Source organism: Pseudarthrobacter sulfonivorans, from assembly GCF_024391045.1.
Classification (GTDB): Bacteria; Actinomycetota; Actinomycetes; order Actinomycetales; family Micrococcaceae; genus Arthrobacter; species Arthrobacter sulfonivorans_B.
On the sequence record NZ_JANFCZ010000019.1, the window covers coordinates 49,727 to 67,137 of the forward strand.

At 67.3% G+C, this 17,411-nt stretch carries 16 protein-coding genes and 1 tRNA gene; 11 read left to right on the top strand and 6 right to left on the bottom strand.

The window, feature by feature from the left end:
• The first annotated feature begins 105 nt into the window (after positions 1-105).
• The 7 genes from NQJ30_RS13185 (at position 106) to NQJ30_RS13215 (ending at position 8,409) form a co-directional block, all read left to right on the top strand.
• Complete coding sequence (locus NQJ30_RS13185; RefSeq protein WP_190991504.1) at positions 106-606, top strand: HNH endonuclease; 501 nt, start codon at positions 106-108, stop codon at positions 604-606.
• A 112-nt stretch (positions 607-718) separates the two neighbouring features.
• Positions 719-1,396: a molybdenum cofactor guanylyltransferase gene (gene mobA, locus NQJ30_RS13190; RefSeq protein ID WP_255770390.1), complete on the top strand. Its 678-nt coding sequence runs from the start codon at positions 719-721 to the stop codon at positions 1,394-1,396.
• A complete protein-coding gene (locus NQJ30_RS13195; RefSeq protein ID WP_255770391.1) occupies positions 1,393-1,755 on the top strand; it encodes a DUF6457 domain-containing protein in 363 nt (120 codons plus the stop codon). The genes mobA and NQJ30_RS13195 overlap by 4 nt, the downstream gene beginning before the upstream one ends.
• A gap of 10 nt (positions 1,756-1,765) precedes the next feature.
• Entirely contained in the window at positions 1,766-3,172 is a 1,407-nt protein-coding gene (locus NQJ30_RS13200) for a molybdopterin molybdotransferase MoeA (RefSeq protein WP_255770392.1), read from the top strand.
• A gap of 86 nt (positions 3,173-3,258) precedes the next feature.
• Positions 3,259-4,158: a formate dehydrogenase accessory sulfurtransferase FdhD gene (gene fdhD, locus NQJ30_RS13205; protein WP_255770393.1), complete on the top strand. Its 900-nt coding sequence runs from the start codon at positions 3,259-3,261 to the stop codon at positions 4,156-4,158.
• A gap of 133 nt (positions 4,159-4,291) precedes the next feature.
• The gene (locus NQJ30_RS13210; protein ID WP_255770394.1) at positions 4,292-7,318 is read left to right on the top strand and encodes an alpha-mannosidase; all 3,027 of its coding nucleotides are present in this window, start codon (positions 4,292-4,294) and stop codon (positions 7,316-7,318) included.
• Between the two features lie 5 nt (positions 7,319-7,323).
• Complete coding sequence (locus NQJ30_RS13215; protein WP_255770395.1) at positions 7,324-8,409, top strand: LLM class flavin-dependent oxidoreductase; 1,086 nt, start codon at positions 7,324-7,326, stop codon at positions 8,407-8,409.
• Between the two features lie 251 nt (positions 8,410-8,660).
• On the opposite strand, the gene NQJ30_RS13220 is transcribed toward NQJ30_RS13215, so the two are convergent.
• Both NQJ30_RS13220 and NQJ30_RS13225 read right to left on the bottom strand, forming a co-directional pair.
• Entirely contained in the window at positions 8,661-9,398 is a 738-nt protein-coding gene (locus NQJ30_RS13220; protein ID WP_255770396.1) for a hypothetical protein, read from the bottom strand.
• Positions 9,395-10,159 (bottom strand): hypothetical protein, encoded by a 765-nt coding sequence (locus NQJ30_RS13225; RefSeq protein ID WP_255770397.1) that lies wholly within the window; start codon positions 10,157-10,159, stop codon positions 9,395-9,397. Before NQJ30_RS13225 ends, NQJ30_RS13220 begins: the two co-directional genes overlap by 4 nt.
• 243 nt (positions 10,160-10,402) lie before the next feature.
• Here NQJ30_RS13225 and NQJ30_RS13230 point away from each other — a divergent pair, with 243 nt between their 5' ends.
• Both NQJ30_RS13230 and NQJ30_RS13235 read left to right on the top strand, forming a co-directional pair.
• Positions 10,403-12,073 carry an ABC-F family ATP-binding cassette domain-containing protein gene (locus NQJ30_RS13230; protein WP_255770398.1) on the top strand — a complete coding sequence of 557 codons (1,671 nt, stop codon included), beginning with the start codon at positions 10,403-10,405 and terminating at the stop codon, positions 12,071-12,073.
• On the top strand, positions 12,070-13,983 hold the full coding sequence (locus NQJ30_RS13235) for an ABC transporter ATP-binding protein (RefSeq protein ID WP_255770399.1): 1,914 nt from the start codon (positions 12,070-12,072) through the stop codon (positions 13,981-13,983). The genes NQJ30_RS13230 and NQJ30_RS13235 overlap by 4 nt, the downstream gene beginning before the upstream one ends.
• 6 nt (positions 13,984-13,989) lie before the next feature.
• Here NQJ30_RS13235 and NQJ30_RS13240 read toward each other — a convergent pair whose 3' ends face one another.
• The 3 genes from NQJ30_RS13240 to NQJ30_RS13250 all read right to left on the bottom strand — a co-directional run bounded on the left by NQJ30_RS13240 (position 13,990) and on the right by NQJ30_RS13250 (position 14,974).
• The gene (locus tag NQJ30_RS13240) at positions 13,990-14,421 is read right to left on the bottom strand and encodes an NUDIX hydrolase (RefSeq protein WP_255770400.1); all 432 of its coding nucleotides are present in this window, start codon (positions 14,419-14,421) and stop codon (positions 13,990-13,992) included.
• Complete coding sequence (locus NQJ30_RS13245; RefSeq protein ID WP_255770401.1) at positions 14,418-14,900, bottom strand: DUF6314 family protein; 483 nt, start codon at positions 14,898-14,900, stop codon at positions 14,418-14,420. Before NQJ30_RS13245 ends, NQJ30_RS13240 begins: the two co-directional genes overlap by 4 nt.
• A gap of 1 nt (position 14,901) precedes the next feature.
• Positions 14,902-14,974, bottom strand: a tRNA-Arg gene (locus NQJ30_RS13250).
• An 83-nt stretch (positions 14,975-15,057) separates the two neighbouring features.
• Between NQJ30_RS13250 and NQJ30_RS13255 the strand changes: the two genes are divergently transcribed.
• Positions 15,058-15,819 carry a DUF998 domain-containing protein gene (locus NQJ30_RS13255; RefSeq protein ID WP_255770402.1) on the top strand — a complete coding sequence of 254 codons (762 nt, stop codon included), beginning with the start codon at positions 15,058-15,060 and terminating at the stop codon, positions 15,817-15,819.
• On the opposite strand, the gene NQJ30_RS13260 is transcribed toward NQJ30_RS13255, so the two are convergent.
• Entirely contained in the window at positions 15,791-16,441 is a 651-nt protein-coding gene (locus NQJ30_RS13260) for a hypothetical protein (RefSeq protein ID WP_255770403.1), read from the bottom strand. The genes NQJ30_RS13255 and NQJ30_RS13260 overlap by 29 nt on opposite strands.
• A 32-nt stretch (positions 16,442-16,473) precedes the next feature.
• Between NQJ30_RS13260 and NQJ30_RS13265 the strand changes: the two genes are divergently transcribed.
• Positions 16,474-17,304 carry an inositol monophosphatase family protein gene (locus NQJ30_RS13265; RefSeq protein ID WP_255770404.1) on the top strand — a complete coding sequence of 277 codons (831 nt, stop codon included), beginning with the start codon at positions 16,474-16,476 and terminating at the stop codon, positions 17,302-17,304.
• Positions 17,305-17,411 lie beyond the last annotated feature (107 nt).

Below are 17,411 nucleotides of genomic sequence, written 5' to 3' on the forward strand. Positions count from 1 at the left end.
CGGGTATTTTTTGTTTACTCTTGTGGTGTCGATCCATAGCCCGGATATGCCGGGGGCAGCCGGCCCTCGTGCCCCTGACGGGTGCGGCCACGAAGAGGTAAGTGCATGCGCACTCTCGTTCTGAATGCTGGGTATGAACCGCTGGCGGTAGTCACCTTCCGCCGGGCGCTGGTGCTTGTGCTCACGGGCAAGGCCAGCGTGATCGCCGAGGGCGATGACCCCGTGGTGGGACCGCAGGAGATCCTGGGCCGCCCGTCCGTGATTCTCCTGAACCGCTACATCCGCCCGCGATATAACCAGAGCACCGCGGTCAGCCGCCGTGGTGTCCTCCGCCGGGACGGTCACCGGTGTGCTTACTGCGGCAAGGGCGCCCACACCATCGACCACGTCCAGCCCAAGTCGCGTGGCGGTGCCGACTCGTGGGAGAACCTTGTGGCCGCGTGCCTTCGCTGCAACAACAGCAAGGGCGATCACACCCCTGCCGAGATGGGCTGGAAGCTGAGGTTTGTGCCTGAACCCCCGCACGGCACCATTTGGCAGATCAAGGAACTCGAAAAGCCGACGCCGGCGTGGGATCCGTTCCTGCTGCCGGAGCGGGCGGCCTGAACCCTTCCTAAGCAGCCGCGCTCTTGAACGAGCGGTGCTCCTGCACCGCAGGCAGGTTCCAGAAGGGCGGCGTCCAGTACTTTGGGTGGTCCGGCACGGCTAGGCTGGGCACGTGGATGCGAACCCGGTGGACTTTGATGCCCTCATTCTTGCGGGCGGCCGTTCGGCGCGCCTGGGCGGTGTCCCCAAGCAGGCGCTGACGTACGACGGCGAAACGCTGTTACGCCGTTCGGTCGCCGCTGCCGGAGGCGCCCGGGCTGTCGTCGTCGTGGGTCCGGACAGCGGGCAAAATCCGCCTGGAACCCTCACCTGCCGCGAGGAACCGCCGTTTGGCGGTCCGGCCGCGGCCATCGCCGCCGGGCTCGCAACACTCGGGAAAGCCGGCGGCAGCAGGCCGCCCTTGACCCTGCTTCTCGCCTGCGACATGCCCAATGTCCGCCAGGCCGTGGCGGCCCTGCAGGAGGGGCTGCGCACGGCCGGTCCGGCGGGGGAGCGGGACGGGGTGGTGGCTGTCTCGGAGGACGGCCGCCGGCAGCCACTGGTGGGTTTGTATAGCACAGCTGCGCTACAACGGGCGGTGGCAGAACTGGCCGCCAACGGTGACTTAATCAACGGCTCGGTGCGGGCACTCCTTGCTAGTCTTGAGCTAAAGCCTGTCGCCGTTCCGGCCGGCTCCACGGCAGACGTGGACACCTGGGACGATGCCGCCACCCTTGGGGTGGCCGGCCCTGATCCACTCGGTGGATTCCGGAGCAATGCGGCCGCAGAAGAATTGGGAGGCAAAGCGTGAAGAGCCAGGACGAGACACTGGAGGAGTGGTCCAGGTCCCTGCTGCAGGCGTATGACTTGGAGGACGTGCAGATTGACGTCAACGCCATCCTGTCGCTGGCCGGAATTGCGGCCCATTCAGTAGTGCGGCCGGCCGCGCCGCTGACCACTTTCATTGCCGGTCTGGCAGCAGGGCTGGCAGCCGGATCAGGGCGCGCACCCGATCCCGCAGCCATGGCGGCGGTCATGGACCGTGCCCGGAGACTGGCCGCCGACTACGACTCTGATGCCACCGCGGCCGGCACTGCCGCGCCTGCCGCAGCCGCCGAGTCCGCTGCCGACGCGTCCGCTGCCAAAAGCGCCGGGGCCTCCGTCGAATGATCACCGTCGAATGACCACCGCCCCCGGCGACGAAGCCGGGAGCCCCGACCCGCAGAATTCCACGCCCCCGCCGGAGGCCCACGCAACGCACCTGGACCACACGTGGGATGAGGCGCGCCAAACAGCCTTTGACAGTGCCACTCCCATTCCGCCAGGGCGGGTCCCGCTCAGCCAGGCTGTGGGCCGGGTCCTGGTCGAAGACATCACGGCGCTGCACGACATGCCGCACTACGCGTCCTCGGCCATGGACGGGTGGGCGGTCAACGGCAGCGGCCCGTGGATTGTCGCGGAGCCACGCCAGCGGCTGGCCCCGCATCAGGCCAGCCCGATCGTCACCGGAGGATTGATCCCGCCCGGAGCCAAGGCGGTGCTGCGCAGCGAGAGCGCGGTGCTGGGCACTGACGAGGACGGACTGCCCATTTTGTTGACCGGCGGCACCGCCCGCCCCGGCGAACCCCGGAACGGACAGCACATCCGGAAAGCCGGTGAGGAAGCGGCTGAAGGGGACGTCCTGGTGAAGGCCGGCGTGACGCTGAATCCGGCACACCTGGCTGTGGCCGCCCTGGCCGGGCATGACGACCTGCTGGTCCGGGGGAAGCCCGTGGTGAAGCTCCTGCTCACCGGATCCGAAGTGGTGGCCCAGGGTTTGCCCGAGCCGGGGCAGGTCCGCGATACGTTCGGCCCCCAGCTCGCCTCCGTGGTGGACATGCTCGGCGGCCTCTACGCCGGCCAGGAAAGGATCGGGGACTCCTATTCCGACTGGCTGGCGGGGCTCGAGGACCTCGCACCCGAGGTTCCGGACCCGGCCGCGCTGCCCGCCGACGTCGTGATCACCACCGGCGGGACCGGAGTCTCCAAGACAGATCACCTGCGCCGGGCCGTGGCGGAACTGGGCGGCCGGCTCATCATCGACGGCATCGCCATGCGTCCCGGCCACCCGGCCGTCCTGGCCGAATTGCCGGACGGACGCTTTGTGCTGGGACTGCCCGGCAACCCGCTGGCCGCCATGATGGCGCTGTCCACGGTGGGCCAGCCCCTGCTGGCAGCCCTGGGCCACGGCGCCATGCCGCCCCTCCTGCACGTCCCCTGCGGCACCACCATCGAACCGGAACCGGGCCGGACGCGCCTGATGCCTTTCCGCCTCCTCTACGGCATGGCTTCGCCGGCCAAGCACGCCGGGTCCGGGATGATGCGCGGGTTGGCGTCGGCGCACGGCGTGATGGTGGTGCCGCCGCACGGAGTGCAGCTGGGCGAGCCCGTGCCCGCCTTCGCGTTGCCCTGGGGCCCGCCACTGCCGGTGCCCGAACCGGCCGCCAAGCCCAAGACCCGGCCGGCGGCCAAGGGCGCCACCAAGGCCACGGGAAAGGATGCCGCAAAGCCCGGCGGCCCTGTGGATTGGAGCGCCCTGCTCGGCTGAGGGAGGCCGGCGGACTGGTCCGGGCGTTCTGCGCCGGATCATCCGTGGTGCGATGATTGACCTATGAACAGCTTGGAGGCCCGCTGATGGGACGCGTCACCCAACGCCGCAAGGTGCACAAATACGTCCTGGACGGTTCGCCCAATGCCCTGGAGTTCCCCATCCGCCACCGTGAGGACGTCCTCGCCGTAGAAGAGCCGCTGGAGATCCGGCTCGGCCAGCTGTCCTTCTCCGTGACGATGCGGACGCCCGGTGACGACTTTGACCTGGTGGCCGGATTCCTGGTGTCCGAGGGAATCATCTGGGCTCCCGAACAGCTGGTCTCGCTCCGGTTCTGTGCCGGTGAGGATGAAAATGGTGTTCAGACCTTCAACGTGGTGGAAGCCCAGTTGCGCCCCGACGTCGAACTGCCCGCCACCGGGCGGAACGTCTTCACCTCAAGCTCCTGCGGCATCTGCGGCACGGATTCCATTGAGGCCGTACGGAAATCCTCCCGCTACAGCCCCGCAGCCGACCCCCTGACCGTACCCGCCGACGTTCTGGCCAGCCTGCCCGACCGGCTTCGGGAGGCGCAGGCGGTTTTTGACACCACCGGCGGCGTCCACGCCGCAGGCCTCTTCCGGATAGGGGACGACGGCGGCGTGGAGCTGTTGTGCCTGCGCGAGGACGTGGGCCGCCACAACGCCGTGGACAAGGTAGTGGGCTGGGCGCTGCGGGAGCGGATGCTGCCCCTCAAGGGGCTGGTCCTGCAGGTATCCGGCCGGGCATCGTTCGAACTGGTCCAGAAAGCGGCGCTGGCCGGGATTCCGATCCTGGCGGCAGTAAGCGCGCCGTCGAGCCTCGCCGTGGAGTTGGCGGAGGCCAGCGGGATGACCCTTGCAGGGTTCAGCCGCGGCACGAGCATGAACGTCTACGCCGGCCAGGCAAGGGTCACCGTACCTTCCCCCGAGATGGCAGCGGACACCGCAGCCGGGGTCGCCGGATAAGCTGGCGGCTGCCGCCCCGGGACGCGGAACTGGTACTTGGCTATTGGGCTACCAGCCGGTAGATTTTATCCATCGATTGGACGGCGTTGTCCGCATTCGACTACCCCAATTCACGTATTTGAGAGGGTTCACAGTGCATGACGACCGCCGGATTACCGAAGTCCGACTTGCCCGGTTTGTCCGCGAACGGATCAACCCCGCCGTCTACAGCCGCAGCGTTCCCCTCACCCTGAGCAGCTGGGACGCGCCGGGCGAGCCGGTCACCGTGATGGAAGCGCTGCGTCACGACTTCCAACCGCAGGAACACGGAGCGGCCTGGGGCCGGCCGTGGGGCACCAAGTGGATCCGGCTCCAGGGCGATGTTCCTGAGGGCTGGGGCACCGGCCCGGACACCACGGCGGAGATCGTGGTGGACCTCGGGTTTATCAACGAAGCCCCCGGCTTCCAGTGCGAAGGCATCGCGTGGCGCCCGGACGGCACCATCATCAAGGCGATTTCGCCGCGGAACCAATACATCCCGCTCAAGCTACTGGGCAGCGGCATGGCCGTTGACTTCTACGTTGAGGCCGCAGCCAACCCCGACATGGCCCAGGGCTGGACCTTCGCGGCCACCCCGTTGGGGGATAGGGCGACGGCCGGCACGGCACCCCAGTACCGGCTCGGCGGGATCGCCATTGCGGAGCTGAACCAGTCGGTCTGGGAACTGCAGCAGGACGTCTGGACCCTCTCCGGGCTGATGCATGAGCTTCCCATGGAGCTGCCCCGCCGCCACGAGATCCTGCGCGCGCTCGAACGCATGATGGACTGCATGGACCCGGACGACGTCGCCGGTACTGCCGCCGCCGGCCGGGCGGCCCTGGCCGGAGTCCTGTCCCGGCCTGCCTATGCCTCGGCCCACCAACTGGTGGCCACCGGTCACGCCCACATCGACTCCGCATGGCTGTGGCCGGTTCGGGAAACCATCCGCAAGTGCGCCAGGACCTTTTCCAATGTTGTGTCGCTGATGGATGAGGACCCGGATTTCGTGTTCTCCTGTTCCTCGGCGCAGCAGCTGGCGTGGATGAAGGATTTCTACCCCGAACTGTTCGGCAGGATCCGGGAGAAGGTCACGGCAGGCCAGTTTGTTCCGGTGGGCGGCATGTGGGTTGAGTCGGACACCAACATGCCCGGCGGCGAGGCCATGGCCCGCCAGTTCGTTGAAGGCAAGAGCTTCTTCCTGCAGGAATTCGGCGTCGAATGCCGCGAAGCCTGGCTGCCGGATTCCTTCGGCTACTCCGCGTCCCTGCCGCAGATCGTCAGGGCAGCCGGAAGCCGCTGGTTCCTGACGCAGAAGATTTCGTGGAACCAGGTCAACCGGATGCCGCACCACACCTTCAGCTGGGAAGGCATCGACGGCACTCGGCTCTTTACGCACTTCCCGCCGGTGGACACCTACAACGCTGAGCTGAGCGGCCGGGAGCTGGCCCATGCCGAACGGAATTTCCGCGATCATGGGCGTGCCAACACCTCGCTGGTGCCTTTCGGCTACGGCGACGGCGGCGGCGGACCCACCCGTGAAATGCTGGCCGCCGCCCGCCGCACCGCGGACCTGGAAGGTTCCCCCAAAGTCAGGGTAGGTTCCGCCGAAAGTTTCTTCACCGACGCCGAAGCAGGCTATGCCGCCCTGCCCGTGTGGGTGGGGGAGATGTACCTTGAACTGCACCGTGGCACCTACACCAGCCAGGCCAAGACCAAAGCGGGTAACCGGCGCAGCGAACACCTGCTGCGGGAGGCCGAGCTCTGGTGTGCCACGGCCGACGTCCGCACGTCCTTCACCTACCCTGCCGCCGAACTCAAACGCCTTTGGCGGCTGGTACTCCTGCACCAGTTCCACGACATCCTGCCAGGCAGTTCCATTGCCTGGGTCCACCAGGACGCGGAACGGAACTACGCCGCCATCAGCGCCGGCCTCGAAACGATCATCGGACAGGCGGCCGCCGCCCTGCTGGGCGAAGGTTCACGGACCTACCTGCTGAACGCCGCACCGCACCTGCGCAACGGCGTCCCCGCGCTTGGGGCCGCCGAGCCTGCGGTCCACGGCCAGCCTGTGCAGGCTGCCAGGGTGGATGACGGTTTTGTGCTGGATAACGGCATCATCAGGGCTGTCCTGGACGGCGATGGCCTGCTCGCGTCGCTCACAGACTACGCCTCGGGCCGCGAAGCCATCGCCCCCGGATCGCGCGGCAACCTGCTGGAGCTGCACCGGGACACCCCCAACGAGTGGGACGCCTGGGACATCGATGAGTTCTACCGCCGCAACGTCACGGCCCTGACAGACGCTCAGGATGTCCGGCTGGAGCACGCCGGAAACAGCGCCGTGCTGGTGGTGCAGCGGATGGCCGGCTCGTCGCCGGTCACCCAGCGGATTTCCCTCGACCGCGGCAGCGACTCCCTGACAATCACCACTGCCGTTGACTGGCAGGAAAGCGAGAAACTCCTCAAGCTGGGTTTCCCGCTTGACGTCAAGGCGGACCGCTCCGCCGCCGAAACGCAGTTCGGGCATGTCTTCCGGCCTACGCACACCAACACCTCCTGGGAGGCGGCGAAGTTCGAGATCTGCGCGCACCGCTGGATCCACGTGGCCGAACCCGGCTACGGCGTGGCGATATCAAACTCGGCCACCTACGGCCACGATGTCACCAGGAATGTCAGGGAGGCCGACGGCGGAACCACCACGTCGGTGCGGCTCTCCCTCTTGCGGGCGCCCAAGTACCCCGACCCAGCTGCGGACCGCGGACACCAGGAACTGACGGTCACCATCCGTCCCGGAGCCGGAATCGCCGACGCCGTGGAGGAGGGGTACCGCACCAACCTGGCGCCGCGCCTGGTTCGGGGCGGCCATGCGGTGGAACCGTTGTTCACGGTGGATAACCGTGCCCTGGTGGTTGAAGCCGTGAAGCTTGCCGAGGATGGTTCGGGCGATGTGGTGGTCCGGCTCTACGAATCCCTGGGCCAGCGCTCGGCCGGCGTGGTCCAGGCAAACTTCCCGGTGCAGGACGTCCAGGCGACGGACCTCCTGGAACGCCCTCTTGACCCGCCCGGGGTGTCGCTGGCCGGGCAAGGCGCTGTCAGCCTGGCTCTTCGCCCGTTCCAGCTGGTGACGCTGAGGTTTTCCCGGTAGCACGCATGGAACTGGGAGTATTTACGTTCGGGGACATCCACCGCGATCCCGTGAGCGGCGCCAGGATTTCGCCGGAGCAGAACCTGCATGACCTCCTGGAACGTGCCCGGCTGGCGGACCAGGTGGGGCTCCACTATTTCGGGGTAGGCGAGCATCACCGCGCGGATTATTCCGTCACATCGCCTTCCACGGTGCTGGCGGCCATCGCAGCGCAGACCTCGCAGATCAAGGTGGGAAGCGCGGTCACCGTGCTCAGCACCGAGGACCCGGTGCGGGTCTTCCAACAGTTCGCCACCATCGATCTCATCAGCAAGGGACGCGCGGAACTGACAGCGGGGCGCGGTAGCTTCATCGAGTCCTATCCGCTGTTTGGTGCCCGGTTGGAGGACTATGACGCCCTGTACGAGGAGAAGCTGGCGCTGCTGCTCCAACTGAATGCGCAGGAACACGTGACCTGGACCGGCCGGTTCCGGTCCGGCCTGGACGACGCACTGATCCTGCCCCGACCCTTCCCCGCAGCGGATGGTAAGCGCGAGCTGGATATCTGGATTGCCACCGGCGGAACTCCCAAGTCATCCGCCCGCGCCGCGTCCCTGGGATTGAACGTGATGTATGCGCTGCTGGGTGGATCGGTCCGGAACTTCGAACGGCACGCCGCGCTCTATCGGCAGACCGCCGTCGAACACGGGCACGGCGACGCCCCGCTGAAAGTGGGGGTCAGCGCGCCGGGGCTGGTGCTGGCTGACAACGCTTCTGCCAGAGGCCGCGCCAAGGAGACCTTCCAGCCGTACTGGCTGGATACCATGCGCCGGCTCTCGGCGGAGCGGGGCTTCCCCACTCCGAGCGGGGTCACTTACAACATGGAGACCGCTCCCGGCGGCGCATTGTTCGTGGGGAACCCGGAACAGGTGGCCGAAAAAATCGTCAGGATGCACCGGCACCTGCAGCACGACAGGCAGATCTTCCAGCTGGACTTCTCATCCGTCCCGCAGCGGACGGTACTCGAAGCGATCGAGCTTTTGGGTACCGAGGTGCTCCCGCTCGTGCAGCGGGCGCTCCGATCCGGGCCGGACGACGCCGGGGACCACTGAGCCGGGGATCACGGAGTGGCGCTCTAGCCGGCGAGGCAAACGGGAGGGGCCGCTAATAAACGGGATAGGCCCTTAAACAGGCTGAGTGGGGGCGGTCCCCAACGGCCGCCACCACTCATCCCCCCAATGTGTGCAAAGACTTCTGGGCAGGCGGGCGTCCAAGAAGTTATCCCCGTTCGAAAACACCCGAGCGCCGCCTTCACACATTCATGATTGTGTCACGTCTAATGATTTTGTGAAAGCCAGCCCGGTTACTTTGCGGTAGATGTCCTGGGCAGAGGGTGGTGCCGTCGGTGAATCAGGCCAGCGACGCCGATCAGGGCCAGCCCCAGCACAAAGCAGAGCACAGCCGTGTAGTTGATGACAAACTCTACGGACCCGAACTCCGGCGGGATCAGCGGGAACACCAGGGTCAGGCCGACCGCGACGGCGCCGACGGCTAAAAAGGCGGCCGCCACCCGAACCAGCGCCGGAAGACTGCTGCGGACCGCGCTGGCCATGGCCGGCAGCAGAACGAGTGCCACATAGGCGGGGTAGGCGCGGCCGGCGGCTCCGTAGTACTCAACCAGCAGTCCATTGCGGCTGTCCTTGGCTGATACCGCCACCAGGCCCGCGGAGGAACCGGCGGTATCCATCATGAGGAAGACAGCCATCACAATCAGCGACGTCAGCGCCAGGACCGCCATCCCCGTCCGTCCCGTAATCAGCCGGTAGGCGTGGTGGGCATCAAAGCCCTTGCTGATGCGGATCCCCATGAAATAGATGACGCCGAAGATGACCAGGCGGAGGATGAGGTTGGCTACATTGATGCCTCCCAGTGCCTGATCAATGGCCACATACGGCGCCTGGATGCTGAGGAGGATGGCCAGCGTGATCAGGGCAAAGATGTAGAAGAGTGTCCTGTTATTCCCGCGCAGGGCGCTGGGCACGCGGGCCGCGGCAACCAGGCCGCAGGCAGCCAATGTGGACCACTGGAGGATCTCGATCATCCCAGGTTCTCCCAGATCTTGTCGGTTCGTTCTTGGTCATGTTCCTGCCGGCGGAGGGCCCTGCCGAGGCTTTGCAGCCGTTCCCCTGCCAAGGTGGTCAGTTCGCCGTCGGTCATACTGTCCAGCGCAGCTCGCCGGGCCCCGGGAGGCCAGCCCGCCTCCGCCTCCGTGATGAGTCCGGTGGCCACCAGGCCGTTGGCGGCACCAACACCGGCCGCCGCAGCCGTGGCGATCGCCAGTTCCGGGGAGAGCCGGTTGGCCGTCAGCTGCGCGGAGAAGTTTTGCGGCGCGATCCCGGTGGCGGCCGAGACCCGGTGCCGCAACTCGCCGTCGTCGATTGCTTCCACCCAGTTCTTGACCGACGTGCCATGCGGGGGCGGGTCCAGCGCTGGCGGTGCGGCAGGACCGTGATCCGTTGCCGGGGGACCTGCAGCATGCCCGGCCGGCTCAGCGGCGGAACGCTGGAGAATGGCCCGCAGAAGGTCCGGCGTGGAAATCTGGCTGACCAGCTCCGCTGTGGCGGGTGAGCCGCACGGTTCCGCCAGTGAGCGGTAGGCGTCGAAGCCGGCCAGTGCGGAGACGGGGTTGACGTTGTAGGCGCGGCTGACGCTCACTACCGTCGCGCCGGCAACCTTGCCCCGCACCAACTGCTGGGCCAGGGTGCTCCGTTTGATGCCGGCAGCCCGGCAGATGTCAGAGATGCTCGTATCGGGGGCAATACCGTGCAGCCAGCGCTGGAACGCCTTGGCAGGAATGGGCATATCGGCTCTCTGCTGAACGGATAGGTCAACCCTGATTTTAGCCTGCTCGCAGCCGGCGGTTTGTTGCCGGCTGCGGAGTCGACTATGCTTGATGGTCGAGCCCGTTGGTCCGTACACCCCCCAAGTCCGGACCGGCGGGCTCTTTAGTGTCCCGGCACTTTTGCGGGCCGGCATGCTGCGGATTCCGCGTAATTCCGGCTGATTCGGGCGGTCCGCCGGCCGGGCGAGAGGACAGACCTAGCCATGACTGCAACCCTTGTTGCCAAAGACCTGTCCGGCGGCCACGACCACCGGACACTTTTCTCCAAGCTCTCCCTCACGGTGGCTCCCGGCGATGTGGTGGGCGTGGTGGGCGCCAACGGCGCCGGCAAATCCACCCTGCTGCGCCTGCTGGCCGGAGTTGACCAGCCGCAGGACGGAAGTGTCAGCCTCGCGCCCGCCGACGCCTTTGTGGGCTGGCTTCCCCAGGAACACGAACGCGTCCCGGGAGAAACCGTGGCGGGATACATCGCCCGGCGCACCGGGTGCGCCCAGGCGACCACCGACATGGAGTCCACGGCCGAAGCGCTGGGCTCCGGCGCCGTCGGCGCGGATGACGCTTACTCCCTCGCCTTCGACCGCTGGATGGCGTCCGGCGCCGCTGACCTCGACGAACGCATTCCGGCCGTGTTGGCCGACCTCGGCCTTGACACCGGCCACGACGCCCCCATGACCGGCCTCTCCGGCGGCCAGGCCGCCCGAGTGGCGCTCGCCGCCCTCCTGCTGAGCCGCTTCGACATAGTGCTGCTGGACGAACCCACGAACGACCTGGACCTGGCCGGACTCGCCAAACTGGAAGCCTTCGTCCAGGGCCTGCGCGGCGGCGTGGTGCTGGTCTCGCACGACCGCGAGTTCCTGGCCCGCTGCGTGACCACCATCGTGGAACTGGACCTGGCCCAGAATTCCGTGGCCGTGTACGACGGCGGCTACGAGGCCTTCCTGGAGGAACGTGCGGTGGTGAAGCGGCACGCCCGGGAAAAGTTCGAGGAGTTTGCCGCCACTAAGGCGGACCTGGTCTCGAGGGCCCGGACCCAGCGCGAGTGGAGCTCGCAAGGTGTGCGGAATGCCATGAAGAAAAGCCCGGACAATGACAAGATCCGCCGCGCGGCAAGCACTGAATCCTCCGAGAAGCAGGCCCAGAAGGTGCGGCAGATGGAGTCCCGGATCGCCCGGCTGGACGTGGTGGAGGAGCCGCGGAAGGAATGGCAGCTGCAGTTCAGCATCGGCCAGGCGCCGCGGTCCAGCGGGGTGGTGGCCACCTTGCGGGACGCCGTCGTCAAGCAGGGGAATTTCACGCTCGGACCGGTCAACCTACAGCTGAATGCGGGGGAGCGGATCGGCATCACGGGCCCCAACGGCGCCGGCAAGTCAACGCTCCTGCGCCTGCTCCTGGGCGCCCAGCAACCGGACTCAGGCAACGCCGCGATGGGCGCCTCGGTGGCCGTCGGCGAAATTGACCAGGCCCGCGGACTGCTGGCCGGCCACCTCAACCTGGCGGACGCCGTCGAAGCTGTCCTGACGGACCTGACCCCGGCCGAGGTCCGTACGCTGCTGGCCAAGTTCGGGCTGAAGGCGGACCACACCGCGCGGCCCGTCGATTCCCTTTCACCGGGCGAACGGACGCGGGCGGCGCTTGCCCTCCTGCAGGCACGCGGGGTCAATCTGCTGGTCCTGGACGAGCCCACCAACCACCTGGACCTGCCTGCCATTGAGCAGCTCGAAGAGGCCCTGGGAAGTTATGAGGGTGCTTTGCTGTTGGTAACTCATGACCGGCGCCTGCTGGCAAACGTTCAGCTTGATGTCCGGTGGAATGTGGAGAACGGCGTCGTCACTGAACTCCTGCACGCTTCAGCCCCGAAAGGCACCACAAAATGAGCATGGACCGGGTTGCCTGGAGCTCCCTGTACAACATCACCCGCGCTTCGAGCGGCTCCCAGCCGTTCTCGAAGGCAACCCTGAAACGGGTTTTCAGCTTCGCGCGCCCGCACCGGAACAGGCTGATCGCCTTTGTGCTGCTGTCCATTGTGATGGCCGTACTTGCGGTGGCAACACCGGTGCTCGCCGGCCAGGTGGTGGATGAGATTATCGCGAAGGCGGACGCCGGGACGGTGATCCGCCTCGCGGCGCTGATCGCCGTGGTGGCCGTTGCCGAGGCCGGGATCGGACTCGTGACCCGGTGGCTGTCCTCCACCATCGGCGAGGGCGTGATCGTGGATCTGCGCACCAAGGTGTTCGACCACGTGCAGAAGATGCCCATCGCGTTCTTCACCCGCACCCGAACCGGCGCGCTCGTCAGCCGGCTCAACAACGACGTCATCGGAGCGCAGTCGGCCTTCGCCGGCACACTTTCCGGGGTGGTCAGCAACGTCGTTGCGCTGATCCTGACGCTTGCGGTAATGCTGAACAAGTCCTGGCTTGTCACCGTCCTGGCCATGATCCTGCTGCCGATCTTCCTGATTCCCGCCCGCCGGATGGGATCCCGGCTTGCTGACCTGCGCCGCGAGGCCGCGACGCACAACGCCGCCATGGGAACCCAGATGACCGAACGCTTCTCGGCCCCCGGTGCCACCCTGGTGAAGCTCTTCGGCCGCCCTGACGAGGAATCGCGCGAATTCGCGCTCCGCGCCGGCCGGGTCCGTGACATCGGCGTCCGCACCGCCATGCTGCAGTTCACCTTCGTCACGGCCCTCACGCTCGTCTCAGCCCTGGCCCTCGCCCTGGTCTACGGCCTGGGCGGCTGGCTCGCGCTGGGCGGGCAGCTTGCAGCGGGCGACGTCGTGGTGCTGGCGTTGCTGCTCACCCGCCTCTACGCCCCGCTCACCGCCCTCTCCAACGCACGCGTGGAAATCATGAGTGCCCTCGTCAGCTTCGAGCGCGTGTTCGAAATCCTCGACCTCAAGCCGCTGATCCAGCAGAAACCCGATGCGGTGGAGTCACCCCGTGGGCCCCTCTCGGTCGAGTTCGACAACGTCCGCTTCTCCTACCCGTCTGCGGACAAGGTCTCCCTGGCCTCCCTGGAGGACGTGTCCATCCTGGACACCCGCGGCGGCGACGAAGTCCTGCATGGCATCAGCTTCCGGGTGGAGCCGGGGCAGACGGTGGCACTGGTGGGTTCCTCCGGTGCGGGCAAATCCACCATCGCGCAACTGCTCTCGAGGCTCTACGACGTCGATTCCGGTGCCGTCCGGTTTGGCGGCACTGACGGATCCACCGGCGTTGACGTGCGCGATCTGACCTTTGATTCGATGCGGGACACCTTGGGCATGGTTACTCAGGACGGGCACCTGTTCCACGAATCCATTGCGTCCAACCTTCGGCTCGCCCGGCCGGACGCCACCGAGGATGACATGTGGGATGTTATCCGGCAGGCACGGTTGGAAACCATGGTCCGGTCCCTGCCCGACGGGCTGGACACCGTGGTGGGGGAGCGCGGCTACCGCCTTTCCGGCGGCGAACGCCAGCGCCTGACCATCGCCCGGTTGCTGATCTCGCAGCCCAGGGTTGTCATCCTGGATGAGGCGACGGCGGCACTTGACTCCACGAACGAAGCCGCCGTCCAGGCGGCCCTGGGCGCCGCGCTCGAGGGGCGCACCGCCGTCGTGATTGCCCACCGGCTCTCCACCATCCGCGCCGCGGACGCCATCCTGGTGGTGGAAGACGGGCGGATCGTGGAACGCGGCACGCACACCGAGCTGCTGGCCGCCGAAGGACGCTATGCGGAGCTGTACCGGACGCAGTTTGCCGAGGCCTCCGCCGTCGCCGAAGAGGCAGTTCCGGAGTTCTAAGCCCGCTCAGCGGCGGGAGGCGGCCAGCTCGGGCAGGATGTGGTCCGTGAGGAGCGGGGCAAGGTCGGCGGGCAGTGGCGCACCCTGTTCGACGGCGGCTTCAAGGCCAGCCAGGTCCAGCCAGCGGATCTCGGCGATCTCCGCCGCCGGGTGGGCTGTCCACGTTCCCGGCGCCAGGAAAACCGTGGCTTCAATGTCGGTGGCGGACTCGTTCGCGGCGTCGGCAATCCAGACACCCATCAGTTCGAGGTCGCGCGGCGCAACGACGATCCCCACTTCCTCCGCCAACTCCCTGGACGCAGCCTGGACGGCGGTTTCGCCGGGCTCGGGTTTGCCGCCCGGATGCATAAACATGGTGGTGCCCCGTTTGCGGACGGTCAGGAGCCGTCCGGCCTCGTCGAAGACGCAGACGGCGGAGACAACAATGCGTGCTTTCACGGCCTCGAGCTTAGCCGCTGCAGCTCCGACGTCAGCAGCAGGTCCTTGTTCGGCCCGCTGACGTCCCAGGTGTAGCCGAACGCGTCCGGGCCCCGGTAGCGGTAGGCCACGCGATAGGTGTCGGGATCGCACCAGTGCCGGTCGAGGTTCGCTTCGGGCGTGAAGCTCATCCTGTGGAAGGGGCGGCCGTCGGCGAAGAGCACGTCCAGGGCGTCCGGCCGGTCGGCGTCCCTCACAAGGTATTCACGGGAGGCCGGGCCGGTAAAAGTAGGCCAGCGCATGGTGCCTTCCTCGCGCAGTGTCAGCCCGCCGTCGTGCGTGGAAACAAAATGTACGACGCCGGAAAAGGTTCCGCGGGTGCCGGTGGCGCGGTCCAGCAGGTGCCGTTCCACGGACCACTGTCCCGCAGCGGCGGGGCCGGCCTGCGAAGGGCCAAGCAGGTAGGCGCGCAGGCCAAAGTCCGGAGCGGGAAGGTTCAAGTGCCCTCGATTGGAATCGAACCAACGACACCGGCTTTAGGAGAGCCGTGCTCTATCCACTGAGCTACGAGGGCGCGTGTCCGCTGTTCCGGCAGGGCCGGTCCGTCCGGACACGGATACAAGCATACAAGGTGGGAGGCCGTACTACGCTCTTTGCATGAGTGCAGCCCTGCCGTCCGCACCCGCAGCGGTCTATATTCCGGACACGGCGTCCACCCGCCATTACATCGGCGCCTGGTCCGTGCTGAGCGTTCTGCAGTATTTTGTGGCCGAGGCAGCCGTGATCGACGCCTGGGCCGGCCCGCAGCCCTACGACCGGCGGACCGGTTACATCAGCGACCTCGGCGCGGTTCACTGCGGAATCCACGCCGACCGGGATGTCTGTTCGCCGTTGAACTGGCTGATGAACGCATCCTTTGTGGTGCAGGGCCTGGGCATGTTCCTCGGTGCGCTCCTGTTGAGTTCGGCCCTGCTGTGCGTGGCGGCCCGGCCCGGGGCGACCGTCCGCCGCAGCCACCGGAAGCCGTGGCTGGCCGCCGTCTGGGTCCGGATCCTGATCGGCACCGCCGGCGCTGGAACCACGATTGTGGGACTGGTGCCGGAAGACGTCGGTTCCGGCTGGCACTATGCCGGCGCGCTGATGTACTTCATTGCGGGCGCGTCGGCGTTGCTGCTGCTGGGGGCGTTGTGGCTGCGGCAGACGCCCATGGGCTGGTTCGTCCTGGTGTGCGGGCTGGCATCACTGGCAGCACTGGTAACAGCCGGCCTGACCAGGATGGACGTGCCCGAACCCGGCACGCTGGAGCGCCTGATGGGGTACCCCGTGACGGTTGGCGTGGCGGCCGCGGGCCTGGTGATTGCCCAGCGCGTGCGCCGGCACCGCCGGGCGATCAGGGCCGCTGCTGCGGTCCCGGCTTAGCTGCCTTGGCGGACTTTCGGCCCAGGAACACCGCGGCGCCACCGGCGAGCAGGCTCACGACGAACAGCACCCATGCCGCAACCGTGAGGCCCGAAGCCAGGGCGACCTGGCCGGCGTCGGACGTTGCTGCAGCCAGCACCGAATCGATGGCGACGTTGCTCCACAGCCGAAGAACCACAAACAGCAGCGGGGCGGCCCAGAGAGCCCACCGGACCGCCTTCCTGGCCACGTTGGTGCCGATCAGGAGCAGCCAGGTGAAACCGAAGATGAGCGGGAACAGCGTCCCGGCGGTCTTATGGATGTAGTTGAGCTGGCCGCGGGCGTCGCCGTCCATCACCGCGTTCAACTGGCCGACGTAGGACGCGTCGAAACCGCCCACCAGGGAATCGGGCATCGCCAGTCCGCCGGACAGCTGGGTCATCTGGTTCAGCACAAGCAGGTGCAGGTACCAGAACAGGAAAAGGCTGGCCACCACGCCCGCGATCACAATCAGCCTGGAATTGCTCTGCGCCTTCTCCGGGGAGCGGGCCGTGGTGGGGTTGATCACTGCCGGAAGGCTGTGCTGCGGAACAGCCGCCTTGGAGCCGTGCTTCTTGATCCGCTGCGCTGGAGTTTTGGCCATGGCACCATTATGGCGCTGCATAGACTGGTGCCATGACCACTGGCAGGCACAGCGCCCTCGAACTTGACCCCGCCCTGGACGACTACCAACTGGCATCGGCCCTGGTGCGCGAGGCCGGTCAGCTGGCGCTCCTGATGCGCATGGCCGGACTGCAGTCGCAGCAGAAGACCTCCATCTCCGACGTCGTGACAGCCGCCGACCACGCCGCCGAAGCCTACGTGCTGGAGCAGCTTCAGCGGTGCAGGCCCGAGGACGGCATCCTGGGGGAGGAGGGGGCTTCGGTGGCCGGCACCAGCGGGCGGACCTGGGTGATCGACCCGGTGGACGGCACTTACAACTTCCTCCACGGCTCCACGTACTGGTGCTCGGCCATAGCCCTGAAGAACTCCGCCGACGTGCTGCTGGGCGCGATCTTCCAGCCTGAGGAGGACAAGTTGTGGCTCGGCGGGACGGCACAGGCTGCAACGCTCAACGGCGAGGCCCTGACGGCGTACCAGTACCACGGCGGGGCACGCAACGGGACAGCCCTGTCGGAACTTGGCGCGGCAACGTACATCCACCCCACCTGGCTGATGGATCCGCTGTGTGCCATGCCCTGGCATTCGGCTGCCACGTCGGCCGCGGCCTTGCGCATGTTCGGATCCGGGTCCTGCGATCTGGGCCGTGTGGCCGACGGGGAGCTGGGCTGTTGGTTCCAGCACAGCTGCCCGGAATGGGACTGGCTGCCCGGCCAGGCCATTGTCCGGGCCGCAGGCGGCGCCACGGGCACCGTCCGCATCAACGGCCTGGATTGGTTCATGGCGGGAGGTACGACCGCGGTGCGGGAGTTGCGTACGGCCCTTGAGGCGGGCTCGGTGACCTGAGCCGGGGCTGGGGTGTTGCGCGGCTGCAGTTGGCTGCGCGGGGCCGGGAACCCGGCGTTATCCACAGGCTGGCCCTGACTGTCAGCCCCACCGCCTAGACTTGTAGG

Coding starts and splice junctions, on each gene's coding strand:
- NQJ30_RS13185 (WP_190991504.1), top strand. CDS start 106: ATGCGCACTCTCGTTCTGAATGCTGGGTATGAACCGCTGGCGGTAGTC.
- NQJ30_RS13200 (WP_255770392.1), top strand. CDS start 1,766: ATGACCACCGCCCCCGGCGACGAAGCCGGGAGCCCCGACCCGCAGAAT.
- fdhD (WP_255770393.1), top strand. CDS start 3,259: ATGGGACGCGTCACCCAACGCCGCAAGGTGCACAAATACGTCCTGGAC.
- NQJ30_RS13215 (WP_255770395.1), top strand. CDS start 7,324: ATGGAACTGGGAGTATTTACGTTCGGGGACATCCACCGCGATCCCGTG.
- NQJ30_RS13220 (WP_255770396.1), bottom strand. CDS start 9,398: ATGATCGAGATCCTCCAGTGGTCCACATTGGCTGCCTGCGGCCTGGTT.
- NQJ30_RS13225 (WP_255770397.1), bottom strand. CDS start 10,159: ATGCCCATTCCTGCCAAGGCGTTCCAGCGCTGGCTGCACGGTATTGCC.
- NQJ30_RS13230 (WP_255770398.1), top strand. CDS start 10,403: ATGACTGCAACCCTTGTTGCCAAAGACCTGTCCGGCGGCCACGACCAC.
- NQJ30_RS13235 (WP_255770399.1), top strand. CDS start 12,070: ATGAGCATGGACCGGGTTGCCTGGAGCTCCCTGTACAACATCACCCGC.
- NQJ30_RS13255 (WP_255770402.1), top strand. CDS start 15,058: ATGAGTGCAGCCCTGCCGTCCGCACCCGCAGCGGTCTATATTCCGGAC.
- NQJ30_RS13260 (WP_255770403.1), bottom strand. CDS start 16,441: ATGGCCAAAACTCCAGCGCAGCGGATCAAGAAGCACGGCTCCAAGGCG.
- NQJ30_RS13265 (WP_255770404.1), top strand. CDS start 16,474: ATGACCACTGGCAGGCACAGCGCCCTCGAACTTGACCCCGCCCTGGAC.